This is a genomic window from Mesorhizobium sp. M0663 (genome assembly GCF_040320585.1).
Lineage (GTDB): Bacteria > Pseudomonadota > Alphaproteobacteria > Rhizobiales > Rhizobiaceae > Mesorhizobium.
Genome location: NZ_JAMYPX010000005.1, coordinates 1 through 15,926, shown reverse-complemented (window position 1 = coordinate 15,926; position 15,926 = coordinate 1). Strand labels below are relative to the sequence as shown.

Sequence of the window (15,926 nt, the reverse complement as noted above, 5' to 3'; positions counted from 1 at the left end):
GACCGCCCCCGAACAAAATCGATTGCCGGCGAAACGCGGCGTTTCGCTTGTGGAGACGTTGATAGAGATGAACAAGGTCGATCGCGACATCGCCAACCTGCCCGACACCACGGTGTCGGTGAAGGAGACATTCGGCTTCGACTCCAAGATGGTGGTGCCGGCCTATGCGGTGACGAGCGAGCATGTCCCCGACATCGATCCGGACTACCTGTTCGACAAGAACACGACCATGGCGATCCTCGCCGGCTTTGCCTACAATCGCCGGGTCATGGTGTCCGGTTACCACGGCACCGGCAAGTCGACGCATATCGAACAGGTCGCCGCCCGCCTCAACTGGCCCTGCGTGCGTGTCAATCTCGATAGCCATGTCAGCCGTATCGACCTCGTCGGCAAGGACGCCATCGTGGTCAAGGACGGGCTGCAGATCACCGAATTCCGCGACGGCATCCTGCCCTGGGCCTACCAGCACAATGTCGCACTGTGCTTCGACGAGTACGATGCCGGCCGTCCGGACGTGATGTTCGTCATCCAGCGCGTGCTGGAATCGTCGGGCCGGCTGACGCTGCTCGACCAGAGCCGGGTCATCCGCCCGCACCCGGCCTTCCGGCTGTTTTCGACCGCCAACACGGTTGGGCTGGGCGACACCACCGGCCTCTACCACGGCACCCAGCAGATCAACCAGGCGCAGATGGACCGCTGGTCGATCGTCACCACGCTGAACTACCTGCCGCACGACAATGAAGTGAACATCGTGCTGGCCAAGGCCAAGCACTACCGCGATGGCAAGGGCAAGGAGATCGTCAACAAGATGGTGCGCGTCGCCGACATGACGCGCTCGGCCTTCATCAACGGCGATTTGTCGACGGTTATGAGCCCGCGCACGGTTATCACCTGGGCCGAGAATGCCGAAATCTTCGGCAATATCGGCATGGCGTTCCGGCTAACCTTCCTCAACAAATGCGACGAGCTGGAACGCTCGCTGGTGGCTGAGTTCTATCAGCGCGCCTTCGGCGAAGATCTGCCGGAATCGGCGGCCAATGTGGTGCTGGGCTAAGTAGAGTCTCGATGGCGGGTCCGGGCGACAACACGCGAAACAAATCCAAGACCGGCGCTGAGAACGACAGCTTCAAGCGCGCCGTCACCGTCTGCATGCGCGCCATTGCCGGCGACAAGGATCTCGAGGTCGGCTTCGCCAAGGATCGGCCGGCGCTGGCCGGCAGCCGCGCCCGGCTGCCGGAATTGCCGAAGAAGGCGTCGAAGGCGGACATCGCCATCACCCGCGGGCTCGGCGATTCCATGGCGCTGAAGCGCGCTTGCCACGATGCGCGCATCCACACCAGGCTGGCGCCGGAAGGCAAACAGGCCCGCGCCATCTATGACGCAGTCGAGCAGGCCCGGGTCGAGGCGATCGGCAGCCGCGCCATGCAGGGCGTCGCCGACAATATCGGCTCGATGCTGGAGGACAAATACGCCAGGGCCAACCTCATCGACGTCAAGGACAAGGCCGACGCGCCGATCGAGGAGGCGCTGGCGCTGATGGTGCGCGAAAAACTGACCGGCCGCGCTGTGCCGAAGAGCGGCGAACGGCTGGTCGATCTCTGGCGGCCCTGGGTCGAGGAAAAGGCCAGCGCCGACCTCGACGGGCTGTCGGCAAAGCTCGATGACCAGCAGGCGTTCGCCCGCGTGGTGCGCGAGATGCTCGCCTCCATGGAAATGGCCGAGGAGCTCGGCGATGACCAGGAGACGGAAGACTCCGAAGACAACGACGAAAACCAGCCGCAAGGCGAGGAGCAGAGCGAGGAGGGCGGCGAAGACGATTCGGGCTCCGAGCAGTCGCAGTCCGAGGATACAGAGGCATCGTCGGACGACGAGCAATCGGCCGAGACAGAGGCCTCCGACGCCACCGCCGAGGATCTCTCCGACGATGACGACGCCGATGCGGAGACGCCCGGCGAGGCGCGCCGCAACGACAATCCCTTCACCAATCTGCCGAAAGAGATCGACTACAAGGTCTTCACCACGGCCTTCGACGAGACCGTAGGTGCGGAGGAACTGTGCGAGGAGGAGGAGCTCGACCGGCTGCGCGCCTTTCTTGACAAGCAGCTCGCCAACCTTTCCGGCGTCGTCGGGCGGCTGGCCAACCGGCTGCAGCGCCGCCTGATGGCGCAGCAGAACCGCTCCTGGGATTTCGACCTCGAAGAAGGCTATCTCGATCCGGCGCGGCTGGTGCGCGTCGTCATCGACCCGATGCAGCCGCTGTCCTTCAAGCAGGAGCGCGATACCAAATTCCGCGACACGGTGGTGTCGCTGGTGCTCGACAATTCGGGCTCGATGCGCGGCCGGCCGATCACGGTCGCCGCGACCTGCGCCGACATCCTGGCGCGCACGCTGGAACGCTGCGGCGTCTCGGTCGAAATCCTCGGCTTCACCACCCGCGCCTGGAAGGGCGGGCAGGCGCGCGAGAAATGGCTGAAGGAAGGCAAGCCGCCGAACCCCGGCCGGCTCAACGATCTGCGCCACATCATATACAAATCCGCCGACCATCCGTGGCGGCGGGCGCGCCGCAATCTCGGCCTGATGATGCGCGAGGGACTGCTCAAGGAAAACATCGACGGCGAGGCGCTGCTGTGGGCGCACAACCGGCTGATCGCGCGGCCGGAGCAGCGTAAGATCCTGATGATGATCTCGGACGGCGCGCCGGTCGACGATTCGACGCTGTCGGTCAATCCGGGCAATTATCTCGAGCGGCATCTGCGCGCCATCATCGAGCTCATCGAGACGCGCTCGCCGGTCGAGCTTTTGGCCATCGGCATCGGCCACGACGTCACCCGCTACTATCGCCGCGCCGTCACCATCGTCGATGCCGAAGAACTGGCCGGCGCCATGACCGAGCAGCTGGCCTCGCTGTTCGCCGAGGAAACCGTGCGCGATACGCGGCGCGGCGGCATGCGGCGCGCCGGATGATTTTTTCCCGCGGCGGCTTTTGGCAGAAGCTTTTGGCCGCCATTGCGTTGTTCGGCATCACTTTGGCGCCGGCTGTCGCTGCCGGGCCGGCCTCGGTCGAGCCGGCCGAAATCTCGGCCCGGCCCATAACCCAGTTTCGCATCGGCAATGACGAAAAACAGTTCGGGCCGCTCGAATTCGTCGGCGGGCTCGAAATGACCTCGCCGACGCGCGATTTCGGCGCGCTGTCGGCGCTTCGGTTCCTCAAGCCCGGCAGCGATTTCATCGGCGTTGCCGACACCGGTTTCTGGTTCTTCGGCACCCTCGTTCACGATGCCGACAAGCGGCCTTCCGGCATCCAGAATTTTCGCATGCAGCAGATGGTCGATGCGGCCGGCCAGCCGATCGACGAGAAATGGGCGGTCGATGCCGAAGGCCTCGCGGTCAAGGACGGCATTGCCACGGTCGGTTTCGAGCGCGATCACCGTATCGCAGAGTTCAACATCGATCCGGACGACATGAAGGCGCCGTTCAGGCAATTGGACTTCCTGATTCCGGCCTGGGAACTTCGCCGCAATCGCGGCTTCGAGACCGTCACCCGCGCCCATCCTTACGGGCAGCACGCGGGCGGGCTGGTCGTGGTGTCGGAAAAGAGCCTCGACAAGACCGGCAACATCTTTGCCGCGATCATCGAAGGGCCGCGCAAGGGCGTCTTCACCATCAAGCGCAATGGCGATTTCGACATCACCGACGGCGCCTTCCTGCCGGATGGCGACCTGTTGCTTCTTGAGCGCAGTTTTTCGATGGCCGGCGGCGTCAAGATGCGGCTGCGGCGCATCTATGGCGAAAGCGTCGAGAAGGGCGCCGTCGCCGACGGGCCGGTGCTGCTCGAAGCCGACATGGGCTACCAGATCGACAACATGGAAGCGCTCGACGTCTGGACCCGCGACGATGGCGCGCTGATCGTGTCGCTGATGTCCGACGACAACCACTCGATCCTGCAGCGCAATCTTTACCTGGAATTTGTGCTGCACGAGGATTGACGCGCGACCGGCCTGTTGGCTGACAGCATCGCTGGCGTTTCCGCGCCGTTTTGCAGCGCTGGCAATTTCCCTTGCAATTTCCCCTGGCGATTTTCTCTGGCAATGACCCGCGTCGCGGGTTTTCCAGCCGGCTTTCACCATCTGCAAAAATACTTTAGTTGTGACTTGACAATTCGTGTCATCGGCGAAATACTCAAGTCCATGCTTAAGTATTCCGAGATCGACAGCATCCTGCGGGCTCTTGCCGAGCCGACGCGCCGGGCAATCCTGGAAAGGCTGAGCCGCGGGCCGGCCACCGTCAGCCAGTTGGCGGAGCCGTTCGGCATGACCTTCGCCGCCGTGCTCCAGCATCTCCAGGCGCTGGAAGCGTGCGGGCTGATCCGCAGCGAGAAGGTCGGACGCGTGCGCACCTGCCGGATCGAGCCCGGCGGGCTCGCCCCGCTCGCCGACTGGATCGCCGCGCGCCGCACGCCGGCCGAACGCCACCTCGACCGTCTCGGCCAGATTCTGGCGGAGACGGACCAACCGGACGCAACACTCCACGACCAGGAAAAGGACGACAAGAAATGAACCAGATTGCCCCCGTGAACGACGAGCAGTCCGTCATCCATTCAAGCTTCACGATCGAGCGGACCTACCCGCAATCGCCCGAACGCGTCTTCCTCGCCTTTGCCGACAAGGCGACGGTGCGGCGCTGGCGCGTCGAAGGCGACGGCTTCACCATCGCCGAATTCACCTTCGATTTCCGTGTCGGCGGCGGCGAGGTTTCGCGGTTCAGCTACCAGGGCGGCCCGGAGATCAGGCTCGATGCGCAGTTCCAGGACATCGTCCCTGACCGGCGCATCGTATTTTCATACCGGATGGCGGTCGGGGCGCAGCCGCTGTCGGCGTCGCTCACCACGGTCGAGCTTGCACCCTCCGGCGAGGGCACCCGCCTGACTTATACCGAACAGGGTGCGTTCTTCGATGGCGTCGATTCAGCGCAAGGGCGCGAGGAGGGCACACGCGGGCTGCTGCAGGCGCTCGCCGCCGAGCTTCAGAAGGCGAGGTAGAGGCTCGTCGGCGTACCGGGCGGCGTCCAACAAGGGCCCGCTCGGATTGCGAGGGGCCTATTGCCCTTTGCTCGCGATCCAGACGACGTGCCGGGCGCCGCGCTTGCCGTGGGCCCGCACCTTGACCTCCTCGACCGTGAAGCCGGCCTGCCTGAGCCTTCGGGTGAAAGCTGCGTCAGGGCCTTGCGACCAGACCGCCAGCACACCGCCGGGTTTGAGCGCAGCGCGTGCGGCGCTGAGGCCGGCTGCGCTGTAGAGCGCATCGTTGGCCTTGTAGACGATGCCCTCGGGGCCGTTGTCGACATCGAGCAGGATCGCGTCCCAGGTCGATGCTTGCGAACGGATGAGCTGACCGACATCGGTCTCGCGAATGCTGACGCGCCGGTCGTCAAGGCAACCGTCGAAAACTTCGGCCATCGGGCCGCGCGCCCACGCCACGACCGCCGGCACCAATTCGGCAACGGTGACCTGCGGATCGTCGCCGAGCTCGGCCAGCGCCGCGCGCAAGGTAAAGCCCATGCCGAGGCCGCCGATCAGGATGTTTGGGGTCCGGCAGCCGGCAATCCTTTGACAGGACAGTTTCGCCAGCGCCTCTTCGGAACCGCTGAGCCGGCTGTTCATCAGCTCGTTGGCGCCAAGCATGATCGAGAATTCGCCGCCGCGCCGCTTCAGGCGGAGTTCCTGTCCGCCGTCAGGCGTTTTTGCCGAATCAAGCTGGACCCAAGGGATCAAGGCTAGGCCGCCAGTGCCGGCTGGCTCCAGCGGGCGGCAAGCAGCCGGTAGGGGATCAGCGCCACCACCGCTATGACCAGCTTGACGCCGAGATCGCCGAGCGCCCAGGAAATCCAGCGCATCGTCTCGACCGGCAGCACGCCCATCAGCGGCGCGGTTTCCAGCGCAAAGCCGTCATTGGGCCCGGCGAAGGCGAACGCCGCCGCGAAGGCGACGGTGAAAAACACCACCGTATCGAAAACGGAGCCGACCAGGGTGCCGACGATCGGCGCGCGCCACCAGCTCTGCCGGCGCAGCCGGTTGAACACGGTGACGTCGAGCAACTGCGCGGTGAGAAAGGCCGCACCCGACGCCGCGGCAATACGCACCAGCCGGTCGGCGGCGGTCTCGAATTCGATCAGGCCGTGGCGAAACAGCAGCGGTGGGATGACGATCGAGCAGACCACCGCTGTCATGAAGCCGACAAAGACGATCCTGCGCGCCACCGCCGGCCCATAACGGCGATTGGCGAGATCGGTGACCAGGAAGGAGAACGGATAGGTGAAGGCGCCCCAGGTCAGGATGTCGGCCAGCGACAACCCGCCGATTGCACCCTGCATCGGGAACTGCACGAGGATGTTCGAGGCCACGACGACGAGCGCCATGGCCGCCACGAAGGGCAGGTACCGCGAGAGGAAAATCATTTTTTTATCCTGGGTAATGGAACCAGCGGAACGCGATCCGGAACCCGGTCGCGCCCTGGAAGGCGGCCGCCGCCGAAAAACTCAGGCGGCCGGCTGTTCGGCGAGCTTCTTGGCGATCTGCTTCTTCAACAGGCGGGCGCGCTGCGACAATTCCTTGGCATCGGCCTTGGCCAGGAAGGCATCGAGGCCGCCGCGATGCTCGACCGAACGCAGCGCGTTGGCCGAAATGCGCAGGCGCACATTCTGGTTCAGCGCTTCCGAGATCAGCGTCACATTGACGAGATTGGGCAGGAAGCGACGCTTGGTTTTGTTGTTGGCGTGGCTCACATTGTTGCCGGACATGACTGCCTTGGCAGTGAGTTCGCAGGTGCGGGACATGGTTCTAACCTTCGGTTCTCGGTCCTGGCCAAACATTCGACCCGCGCCGGGTGGCGCGCGGTTTCGGTCAGGCGGCCTTATGGAAAAAGTTGGCGTTCCATAGTTGCATTTCGCCGATGCGTCAAGCTTGGGGTTGCTTCGGGGATGGGGAATCGCACTTTCGGAGTAGGTGTCGTCGGTGAAGCTGCTGATCGCCCCCTCAGGAGGAGATGTTGCTGTCCCGCGGATATCTCAAGACCTAGGTTCCTCGCCCACCGCGAAGCGGGGGAGAGGTGGCCGCGAAGCGGCCGGAGAGGGGCCTTTTCGTAGAGCGCGGTTCCCCCTCTCCGTCTCGGCTTCGCCGAGCCACCTTTCCCCCCCACTTTCGTGCACTTTCGTGGGGGCGAGGAACGCAAGCTGGAGTGAAGCCGCAACCCTTTCCCTCTGCCGGGCCGAGGCAGATCGGCAAATTCGTCGAGGTCGCCACATTTTGTTCTTGCTTTGTGCCGGCAGCTATGCTACTAATTTCGGTATGGTGCTAATTGGCTCCAACGACCCGCCCGCCGAGGCGGGTTTTTTATTTTGGCCGTCGACCAGCCCCAACGTTGCCTGCCGACGGCGCCTTTCACATTAAGGCCGGAATTCAGCCTATAAGCGGTCGCACAGGGACATGCCAGACCGGAGCCGCCCGTCCGGTCGACAATCAAGGACCCGCCATGCCTCGTTCTTTCCTCCATGCCCTGGTCGTGCTGATGGCCGTCGCGCTTTCGACGACGGTTTCGGCCGCTGAGCCGCAATCCTTCACGGGCGAATATTCGGTGTCGTTCCTCGGCCTCTCCGTGGCCAAGGCGAAATTCTCCAGCCATTACGAGGGTGACACCTATTCGATCGAGGGCAGCGTTTCCGCCGCCGGGCTCGCCACTTTGTTCGACGATACGCGAGGCACGATCTCGTCGAAGGGCAAGATTTCGGGCAAGCAGTTGCAGCCGCAAGCGTTCCACGCCGACTACACGTCCGGCAAGAAGGCATCGATGATCGACATCCAGTTTGCCAACGGCGTCGTCACCTCGACCAAGGTCGTGCCTGAGCCGAAGAAGCGCAATCCCGAGAATTGGATACCGCTGGTCGGCAGCCATCTCGTATCGGTCCTCGATCCGATGGCCGCCACCGTCATCCATGCCGACAGCCTCGACCAGGTCTGCGGGCGCACGGTGAAGCTCTATGACGGCGAAATGCGTGCCGATCTGAAACTGAGCTACGAGTCCAAAGGGTCGATCTCGGTGACCGGCTACAAGGGCGATACGGTCACCTGCAGGCTGGGCTTCGAGCCGGTGGCCGGCTACCGCAAGAATCGCAAGGCGCTGAACTACCTGAAGAAACGCAGCCGCATCATGGTGACGTTTGCACCGGTCGGCCAAAGCGGCGTATATGCGCCGATCCGCGCCACGGTCAGCACGCAAATCGGCCCGTTGACGATCAGCGCGGAGCGGTTCGAAGCGAACGAATAGGCGTGATGGTGCGCCGCCAACGATGGGCAGGGGGCGACGGGTATGGCGCGCGCAACACTGATCGGCTTCTCCGCGGTCGCCATGTGGGCGCTGCTGGCGCTGCTTACGGATGCTTCGGGCGCCGTGCCGCCGTTCCTGCTTTCGGCAATCACCTTTACGATCGGCACTTGCGTCGGGCTGGTTGCCCGGCTGTTCATGCCGGCAGCCGATGGCGCCGCGAAGATACCGCGCCAGGTTTGGGTGATCGGCATTGCCGGCCTGTTCGGCTACCACTTCTTCTACTTCACCGCGCTGCGCAATGCGCCGGCCGTCGAGGCCAGCCTGATCGCCTATCTGTGGCCGCTGCTGATCGTGCTCGGATCGGCGCTGATGCCTGGCGAGCGGCTGGCCTGGAACCACGTCGCCGGCGCGCTGCTCGGCCTTGCCGGCACGGTCCTGATCGTCACCAAGGGCGGCGGGCTTGCCTTCGACGCGCGTTATGCCTTCGGCTATGCCATGGCGGGCGTCTGCGCGGTGCTGTGGTCGTCCTATTCGCTGTTGTCGCGGCGCTTCCCGTCGGTGCCGACCAGCATCGTCACCTGGTTCTGCGCCGCCACCGCGGCCCTTTCGCTCGTCTGCCATCTGTTGCTGGAAGAGACGGTGCTGCCCGCCGGCGCCGGCCAGTGGCTGGCCGTGCTCGGCCTCGGTCTGATGCCGGTGGGGGCGGCGTTCTATGCCTGGGACATCGGCGTCAAGCGCGGCAACATCCAGGTGCTGGGGGCGGCGAGCTATGCCGCGCCGCTGCTGTCGACGCTGGTGCTGATATCAGCCGGCTTCGCCGAGCCGTCATGGCGCATCCTCGCCGCTTGCGTGCTGATCACCGGCGGCGCGGCACTGGCGGCGAAATCGCTGTTCCTGCGCAAGAGGGCCACGAGCGAGGCAAACGCATGATGCCGTTTCCCGGCGGCATCGATGCCAATGCCAATGCGACGCTGCTGTTTTCGCTGGCGGCGGCGGTGATTTACGCGTTCAGCCTTGGCATGCCGCCGCGCCTTTCGCGGTCGGCGGCAAGGACATTGGCGGTGGCGATGCTGGCGGTGCTGGTCGCGCAGCAGGGCGGCCCATGGCTGCTCGTCGCCGCGCTCGGCGCCAGTGCCATCGGCGACGCCTTCCTGTCGCGCGACGGCGAGAAGGCATTTCTTGGCGGCACGGCCAGTTTTCTTGCCGCGCACGTGCTTTACGTCGTGCTGTTCCTGCGTGCCGGCGGCGGCCTCGGGCTGCTTTCGGCCGAGCCGTGGCGGGCAGCGATCGTGCTGGCGATGATCGTGTCGGCGCTGGCGATGCTTTTCGCGCTCTGGCGCCGCATCGGCCCGGCCTTGCGTTTGCCGATTGGCATCCATGCCGCGGCGCTGCTTGCCATGGGCATTGCGGCGCTCACCCTGAACAGCGTCGGGGTCGTAGGCGGCGTCGTCCTGCTCATCCTGTCCGACGGGCTGCTCGCCGCGGAAAATTTCCTGCTGCCCGCCATCTCGCCGCACCGCATTTGGGTGCGCTATGGGGTCTGGGCACTGTACTACGCCGGCCAGCTGGCGATCACGTGGGTTTCCTGCTGGGCTAGGTGCCTAGGGCGTGCCCGGCAGCCAGCCTGGTTCGGCAAGTTCGAAGGCGGCGAAATCGAAGCCCGGCGCCACGGTGCAGCCGACCAGGGTCCATTCGCCGAGGCTGCGTGCCGACTGCCACCAGCCTGCCGGCACGACGATCTGCGGCCGCTCGCCCGCGGCAAGCGCCGTACCGAGGATCTCCTCGATGACGGTACCGCCTTCTCGATGTATCGACAGCGCCAGCGGCGCACCGTCATAGAAATGCCAGACCTCGGCCGCGTCCTTGACCCGGTGCCAGGCCGACAATTGGTCCTTCTCGAGGAGGAAATAGATCGCCGTCGAATGGCCGCGGGCGCCTGCCGCGCCGTCGCGAAAGGTCTCGGCATACCAGCCGCCTTCCGGATGCGGCTTCAGGCCGAGCAGGGCGATGATTTCGGCGGAACTGGTCATCGCTGTTGCGCTCAGAAATTGTCCTTGCGCTTGCGGATCTCGGCGAACACTTCGGCGTCGGAGGCGTTCTCGAGGCCGAGATGCCTGCGGATCGCCGGATCGTGCCAGCGCAGGAACGGATTGGTCGACAGTTCCTCGCCGATGGTCGTCGGCAGCGTCGGTTTGCCGTCGGCGCGCAGCGCCTCGACCTTGGCGGCGCGCTCTTTTAGCGCCGAATTGGTCGGGTCGACGGTCAGCGCGAAACGGGCATTGGCCAGCGTATACTCATGGCCGCAATAGACGACCGTCTCGGCCGGCAGCGCCGCGAGCTTCTTCAGGGATTCGTACATCACCGGCGGCTTGCATTCGAGCAGCCGCCCACAGCCGAGCGCAAACAGCGTGTCGGCGGCGAATGCCACTTTCGACGCCGGCAGATGATAGGTGACATGGCCGGCGGTATGGCCGGGTGTGGCGATGACCTCGATCCGCTCGTCGCCGAGATGGACGACCGAGCCTTGCTCGACGGTTTCGTCGATGCCGGGAATCTTCGCCTTTTCGGCTTCCGGCCCGACAATGCGCAGCTTGAAACGCTCCTTCAGCGCCAGATTGGCCTCGACATGGTCGAGATGGTGGTGAGTGGTCAGGATCATCGTCGGGGTCCAGCCGGTGCGCTTGATCGCCGCCAGGATCGGCGCCTCCTCGGGCGCATCGATGAGCGCCGTCTGACCGCTTTTCGGGTCGTGCACCAGCACGCCGAAATTGTCGCTGCGGCACATGAATTGTTCGATCTCGACCGGCATCGCATCTCTCCCTTTATTGCCGCAGACATAGGGCGCCTGCCAGCCGATGTCATCTGCCTTTGTTGAACTTGGACTGCTTCGAAGCTACCGTCCCGCGCATGCATTCAGACATTGTCGATCTCCGTTCGTTTTATTCGACCACGCTCGGCCGCCTGGCCGAACGCTCGATCACCATGGCGCTGTCCTCGATATGGGCCGTCGTGCCCAACGAGCGGCTGGTCGGCCTCGGCTACACCTTGCCGTGGCTGGAGCGCTTCGGCAGCGATGCCGAGCGCGTCTTTGCCTTTATGCCGGCAACGCAGGGCGCGGTGGTGTGGCCGGCGACGGGGCCGACGGCGACCGCCCTGGTCTTCGATGAGGAACTGCCGCTGGTCGATTCCTGCATCGACCGCATGCTCCTCGTCCATTCGCTCGAACATGTCGAGAACCCACGCGAGACGCTGAACGAGATCTGGCGGGTGCTGTCGCCGGCCGGCCGTGTCGTCATCGTCGTGCCCAACCGGCGCGGCGTCTGGGCACGCTTCGAGCGTACGCCTTTCGGCAATGGCCGGCCGTTCTCGCGCGGCCAGCTGACCGAATTGCTGCGCGAAGCGAATTTCACGCCGGCGGCGTGGTCCGATGCGCTGTTCTTCCCGCCGTCGCCGCGACGTTTCATGATGCAGTTCCACAATGTGCTGGAACGTGCCGGCCGGCGCTTCTGGCCGATCTTTTCGGGCGTTATCGTCGTCGAGGCGCAGAAGCGGCTCTATCAAGGCGTGCCGGTCGCCCAGCGCGCGTCCCGCCGCGTCTTCGTGCCGGTTCTCTCGCCGCATGGCGCGCCGACGCTTGGCCGGCTGTCGCGGGCCGAACACCCGGCACCGCCAGGATGACGCGTTCGTGATCCGAGACGTGCTTTTTCACGCCTATCTGACGATATCAGGTTTGCTGTCCGATTGAAGGCCGTGCGGCCGATCCCTATGACCGGTTTGGCATTGCTGCGAATGCAAGGATTTAACCGATGGATGATCGTCCGGATGTCGAGGCCAGCGCCCAGAAGCTTGCCACGTCGATCGAAGCCAGCAGCCTGCGTGAGCAGCTGGCAACAATCAAATTGGCACTGACCAGCTCGCCGGTGCGAAAACAATTGCTTTGGGCAGCGATCGGCATCGTCGCCGTCATCGTGGCGAGCTCGATCGGGCAGGTTCTGCTCAATCGCTGGAACCAGCCTTTCTACGACGCGCTGGCGCGGCGCGACATGCCGGCTTTCCTGCATCAGCTACTGGTCTTTGCCGGCATCGCCGGCGGGCTTGTGGTGCTCAATGTCGGCCAGACCTGGCTCGACCAGATGCTCCGCCTGAAGCTGCGCGAGGCGCTGACGCTCGACCTGATCGACGAATGGATGCGGCCGGCGCGTGCCTTCCGGCTGACCCATGCCGGCGCCATCGGCGTCAATCCCGACCAGCGCCTGCAGCAGGATGCCGGGCATCTCTCCGATCTTTCCACCGGTCTTGGCATCGGCCTGCTGCAGTCCTGCATCCTGCTTGCCTCGTTCGTTGGGGTCCTGTGGTCGCTGTCTTCCGGCTTCGTCTTCCACATAGGCGGCCATTCGCTGGCCATACCCGGCTACATGGTCTGGGCGGCGATCCTTTATGCTGGCACCGCCTCCTGGTTGAGCTGGCTGGTCGGGCGACCGTTGATCCGCTTCAACAACGATCGCTATACGCGTGAGGCGGAGCTGCGCTCCTCGGTGGTTCGCGTCAACGAGAATGTCGATGCCATCGCGCTGGCGCATGGCGAGGCCGATGCCAGGCGCCGGCTCGAATTCGATCTCGGCACGGTGCTGGGCGCCATGCGGCGCATCTACAGCGCCCAGATCAATCTTTCCTGGGTTACCGACACCTATGGCTGGATCACTGTCGTCGCGCCGATTCTGGTCGCCTCACCGGTCTATTTCGCCGGCGATATCAGCTTTGGCGGCTTGATGATGGCAGTCGGCGCTTTCAACCAGGTCCATTCGTCGCTGCGCTGGTTCATCAACAATATCGGCGGCATCGCCGATTGGCGCGCTACGCTGATGCGGGTCGCCGACTTTCGCATCGCACTTGGCGACACCGACGCGCTGCACCATACGGAAAGGCGCATTTCGTTCGGCGAAAACCCGGACGGCAGCCTGACCTTCGAGAAACTCGAGGTCGCCTCGCCGGAGGGATGCACCAAGCTTGCCGAGCCGCATGTCGAAATCCGCGCCGGCGACCGGGTCATGATCACCGGAGATCCGGGCGCCGGCAAGACGCTGTTCTTCCGGGCCATTGCCGGTCTGTGGCCATGGGGCAGCGGACGCATCGGCATGCCGGCCGGAGAAGCGCCGATCTTTGTTCCGCGTACCCCCTATTTCCCGCTCGGCAAGCTGCGCGAGGTGCTCAACCATTCAGACGGCGCGGCGGAGGCGAGCGATGCCGAGATCTCGGAGGTGCTGGCCGATGTCGGGCTGCAACGCCTGTCGTCCTCGCTCGATCGCTCGGCGCGCTGGGAGCGTGAGCTCAGCGACGACGAGCAGCGTCTGCTGGCCTTTGCCAGGCTGGCCTTGCGACGGCCGAAATGGGTGATCATCGACGAGGCGCTGGACGCGTTCGACGGCCCAACGCTGAGGCAAGTGCTGTCGATGCTGGAGAAGCGCCTTCCCGACGCCGCGATCCTCAATATCGGCCGCGGCCAGCACAATGCCCGCTTCTTCCGGCGGGCGTTGACCATCGTCAAGGATGCCGGCCAGCCGCCACTCAAGCCGGCCCGTATCAGGGCAGGTGCCATCGAACCGCCCCCGGTTATCGTTTCGGCTGGCCGAAAGAAATAGAAGGCAAGCTTTATTTCGCCGCGATCGCGGCGAAAAACTGTCGCGATCGTTTCAGATGGGAACGTTCCGATCGGCCATGCTTGACGCTCTCGCCCTGCTCGCCTGCTTTGCCTGCACCCCGGCGGCACCTGCGGCCGCACCGGCCAATGCAATTGCCGTCGATGTCGAGCTGGTGCTGGCCGTCGACATCTCGCAGTCGATGGATGAAAGGGAGTTCGCCCTGCAGCGCGCCGGCTATGTCGCGGCGCTGCGCCACCCCGACTTCATCAACGCCGTGCGTGCCGGCACCTTCGGCCGCATCGCCATCGCCTATTTCGAATGGGCCGGCACCATCCGCGACGATGCGGTCATTGCCTGGCAGGTCGTCGACAGCAAGGAGAGCGCCAACGCTTTCGCCGACAAGATCGCGGCCCGCCCGTTCAGGAGCTTTCGCGGCACCTCGATTTCCGGTGCTGTGGCTTTCGGCGCCGAGCTTTTCAACGGCACGGCCTTCACCGGCAAACGCCGCGTCATCGACGTCTCGGGGGACGGCCCAAACAACACCGGCTTGCCGGTCACAACGGCACGCGATGCGGCGCTGGCGAAGGGCATCGTCATCAACGGGCTGCCGATCCTGATCAGCCCGTCACCCACCTTCAGCCATCTCGACCGGTATTATGCCGAATGCGTTACCGGCGGGCCGGGCTCGTTCGTGCTGCCGATCTATGCTGCTTCCGAATTCGCCACCGCCACTCGCCGCAAACTGATCCTCGAGGTCAGCGGCATCGAGTATCCCAAGCTGGATCCGAGGACGATCCGCATCGACGCACCGATCGACTGCCTGCAAGGCGAGCGCGACCGGCGGTTTTTCTCGGACCCATATTTCCCGGAACTCGACCGATAAGGCTGGCCCAGGGGTAAGCTAGGCTGGTGGCAGGCCGAAGGCCGGGAACAGAGATGGCCCGAGCGGCCCTATGAAGATCGTCAAGGAAGCGATCCCGCCCTCGGCTGCGTCGAACACATGCAGGGAATGGGCCCGCCATTCAGGGCCATCGTGGCTGCGGGAATAAACCCCGACCGCCGGCTGGGCATTGGCCCGGGTGGCCAGCGTGCGGAAGCCGCCAAACCTCGGCCAGACGGTCTCGAAGAAACCGCGGATCGCTTCGCGGCCTTGATACCATTCACGCCAAGGCGGCATTGTATAGATGGCGTCCTCACGCAGCAGCTCGATCAAGCTGTCGAGATTGGCGGCCTGCCAGGCCTGCATGTAGCGTTCGAGCAGCAGGCCTTCTTCGGGGCTGGGCCGTGATCGGCTGGCCGGCCGTCCCTGAGGATAGCGCGCCGCCAGCGTTGCGCGGGCCCGCTGCAACGCGCTGTTGATCGAAGCCGTCGATCCGCCCAGCAAACGCGCCGTCTCGACAGCCGACCATCCGAGGACGTCGGCAAGCAGCAGCGCGGCGCGCTGCCTGGGCGGCAGATCCTGGATCGCGGCGACGAAGGCGAGCTGGACGGCCTCGCGGCTCTCGTAACGGGCTTCCGGACCTGGCTCGCTGCCGGCAATGTCTGGAAGCTCGGCGTCGGGGTAGGGCTCCAGCCAGGCGATGTCGGCTACCGGCCCGCCTATGGCCGCCCCGTGCGAGGGCGGCCGTCCGGGTTCCCGGAGAATGCGACGCGCCCTCGACCTCGCCTTGATGGCGTTGAGGCAAGCGTTGGTCGCGATCATGTAGAGCCAACCGCGAACCGAACCTCGCCCGTCGAACTCCGATCTTGCGCGCCAGGCGCGAAGCAACGTGTCCTGGACGAGGTCGTCGGCCTCGTGCAGCGAACCCATCATGCGATAACAATGCAGCTTGAGCTCGCGGCGATGCGCGGCCGTGACCTTCTCGAAGGGCCCCCCCGCGGGGGTGAGGGGGGCGGGGGGGGGGAGAAGGGGGGGGGGGGGGGTGATGTGGGGGTGGGGGTGTGGAGCGCAGCGTTGGTTTAACCCCCC

The 15,926-nt window shown here is 64.9% G+C and carries 16 protein-coding genes and 1 pseudogene; 11 read left to right on the top strand and 6 right to left on the bottom strand.

Annotated features, from left to right (window positions below; genetic code table 11):
- Window positions 1-67 precede the first annotated feature (67 nt).
- The 5 genes from cobS (at window position 68) to NKI54_RS12200 (ending at window position 5,038) form a co-directional block, all read left to right on the top strand.
- Window positions 68-1,054, top strand: coding sequence for a cobaltochelatase subunit CobS (gene cobS, locus NKI54_RS12220; protein WP_352451201.1), 987 nt, complete (start codon window positions 68-70; stop codon window positions 1,052-1,054).
- An 11-nt stretch (window positions 1,055-1,065) separates the two neighbouring features.
- A complete protein-coding gene (gene cobT / locus NKI54_RS12215; RefSeq protein WP_352634061.1) occupies window positions 1,066-2,964 on the top strand; it encodes a cobaltochelatase subunit CobT in 1,899 nt (632 codons plus the stop codon).
- On the top strand, window positions 2,961-3,986 hold the full coding sequence (locus NKI54_RS12210) for an esterase-like activity of phytase family protein (protein ID WP_352634059.1): 1,026 nt from the start codon (window positions 2,961-2,963) through the stop codon (window positions 3,984-3,986). The genes cobT and NKI54_RS12210 overlap by 4 nt, the downstream gene beginning before the upstream one ends.
- A gap of 201 nt (window positions 3,987-4,187) precedes the next feature.
- Window positions 4,188-4,556, top strand: a complete 369-nt coding sequence (locus NKI54_RS12205; protein ID WP_352621707.1) for an ArsR/SmtB family transcription factor — start codon at window positions 4,188-4,190, stop codon at window positions 4,554-4,556.
- Window positions 4,553-5,038, top strand: a complete 486-nt coding sequence (locus NKI54_RS12200; RefSeq protein ID WP_352621603.1) for an SRPBCC family protein — start codon at window positions 4,553-4,555, stop codon at window positions 5,036-5,038. The genes NKI54_RS12205 and NKI54_RS12200 overlap by 4 nt, the downstream gene beginning before the upstream one ends.
- A 57-nt stretch (window positions 5,039-5,095) precedes the next feature.
- Here NKI54_RS12200 and NKI54_RS12195 read toward each other — a convergent pair whose 3' ends face one another.
- The 3 genes from NKI54_RS12195 to rpmB all read right to left on the bottom strand — a co-directional run bounded on the left by NKI54_RS12195 (window position 5,096) and on the right by rpmB (window position 6,831).
- Entirely contained in the window at window positions 5,096-5,770 is a 675-nt protein-coding gene (locus tag NKI54_RS12195; protein WP_352634057.1) for a spermidine synthase family protein, read from the bottom strand.
- Window positions 5,771-5,772: 2 nt separating this feature from the next.
- Complete coding sequence (locus tag NKI54_RS12190; protein WP_023677896.1) at window positions 5,773-6,453, bottom strand: queuosine precursor transporter; 681 nt, start codon at window positions 6,451-6,453, stop codon at window positions 5,773-5,775.
- Window positions 6,454-6,534: 81 nt separating this feature from the next.
- Window positions 6,535-6,831, bottom strand: a complete 297-nt coding sequence (gene rpmB, locus NKI54_RS12185; protein WP_006328411.1) for a 50S ribosomal protein L28 — start codon at window positions 6,829-6,831, stop codon at window positions 6,535-6,537.
- Window positions 6,832-7,526: 695 nt separating this feature from the next.
- Here rpmB and NKI54_RS12180 point away from each other — a divergent pair.
- The 3 genes and pseudogenes from NKI54_RS12180 to NKI54_RS12170 all read left to right on the top strand — a co-directional run bounded on the left by NKI54_RS12180 (window position 7,527) and on the right by NKI54_RS12170 (window position 9,915).
- Complete coding sequence (locus NKI54_RS12180; RefSeq protein WP_352457610.1) at window positions 7,527-8,318, top strand: DUF3108 domain-containing protein; 792 nt, start codon at window positions 7,527-7,529, stop codon at window positions 8,316-8,318.
- A 42-nt stretch (window positions 8,319-8,360) separates the two neighbouring features.
- Complete coding sequence (gene yddG / locus NKI54_RS12175; RefSeq protein WP_352634054.1) at window positions 8,361-9,248, top strand: aromatic amino acid exporter YddG; 888 nt, start codon at window positions 8,361-8,363, stop codon at window positions 9,246-9,248.
- Window positions 9,245-9,915, top strand: a pseudogene (locus NKI54_RS12170) (lysoplasmalogenase family protein). Before yddG ends, NKI54_RS12170 begins: the two are co-directional and overlap by 4 nt.
- 4 nt (window positions 9,916-9,919) lie before the next feature.
- On the opposite strand, the gene NKI54_RS12165 reads toward NKI54_RS12170, so the two are convergent.
- Both NKI54_RS12165 and gloB read right to left on the bottom strand, forming a co-directional pair.
- A complete protein-coding gene (locus NKI54_RS12165; RefSeq protein ID WP_352570580.1) occupies window positions 9,920-10,348 on the bottom strand; it encodes a cupin domain-containing protein in 429 nt (142 codons plus the stop codon).
- An 11-nt stretch (window positions 10,349-10,359) separates the two neighbouring features.
- Entirely contained in the window at window positions 10,360-11,127 is a 768-nt protein-coding gene (gene gloB, locus NKI54_RS12160) for a hydroxyacylglutathione hydrolase (RefSeq protein WP_352570579.1), read from the bottom strand.
- Window positions 11,128-11,225: 98 nt separating this feature from the next.
- Here gloB and NKI54_RS12155 point away from each other — a divergent pair, with 98 nt between their 5' ends.
- From NKI54_RS12155 to NKI54_RS12145, 3 genes are all read left to right on the top strand, one after another.
- Window positions 11,226-11,996, top strand: a complete 771-nt coding sequence (locus NKI54_RS12155) for a class I SAM-dependent methyltransferase (protein WP_352570578.1) — start codon at window positions 11,226-11,228, stop codon at window positions 11,994-11,996.
- Between the two features lie 128 nt (window positions 11,997-12,124).
- Entirely contained in the window at window positions 12,125-13,957 is a 1,833-nt protein-coding gene (locus NKI54_RS12150) for an ABC transporter ATP-binding protein/permease (protein WP_352634049.1), read from the top strand.
- Window positions 13,958-14,033: 76 nt separating this feature from the next.
- On the top strand, window positions 14,034-14,840 hold the full coding sequence (locus tag NKI54_RS12145) for a DUF1194 domain-containing protein (protein WP_352634047.1): 807 nt from the start codon (window positions 14,034-14,036) through the stop codon (window positions 14,838-14,840).
- Between the two features lie 18 nt (window positions 14,841-14,858).
- On the opposite strand, the gene NKI54_RS12140 is transcribed toward NKI54_RS12145, so the two are convergent.
- Window positions 14,859-15,884, bottom strand: coding sequence for an RNA polymerase subunit sigma-70 (locus NKI54_RS12140; protein WP_352691726.1), 1,026 nt, complete (start codon window positions 15,882-15,884; stop codon window positions 14,859-14,861).
- Between the last annotated feature and the right edge of the window lie 42 nt (window positions 15,885-15,926).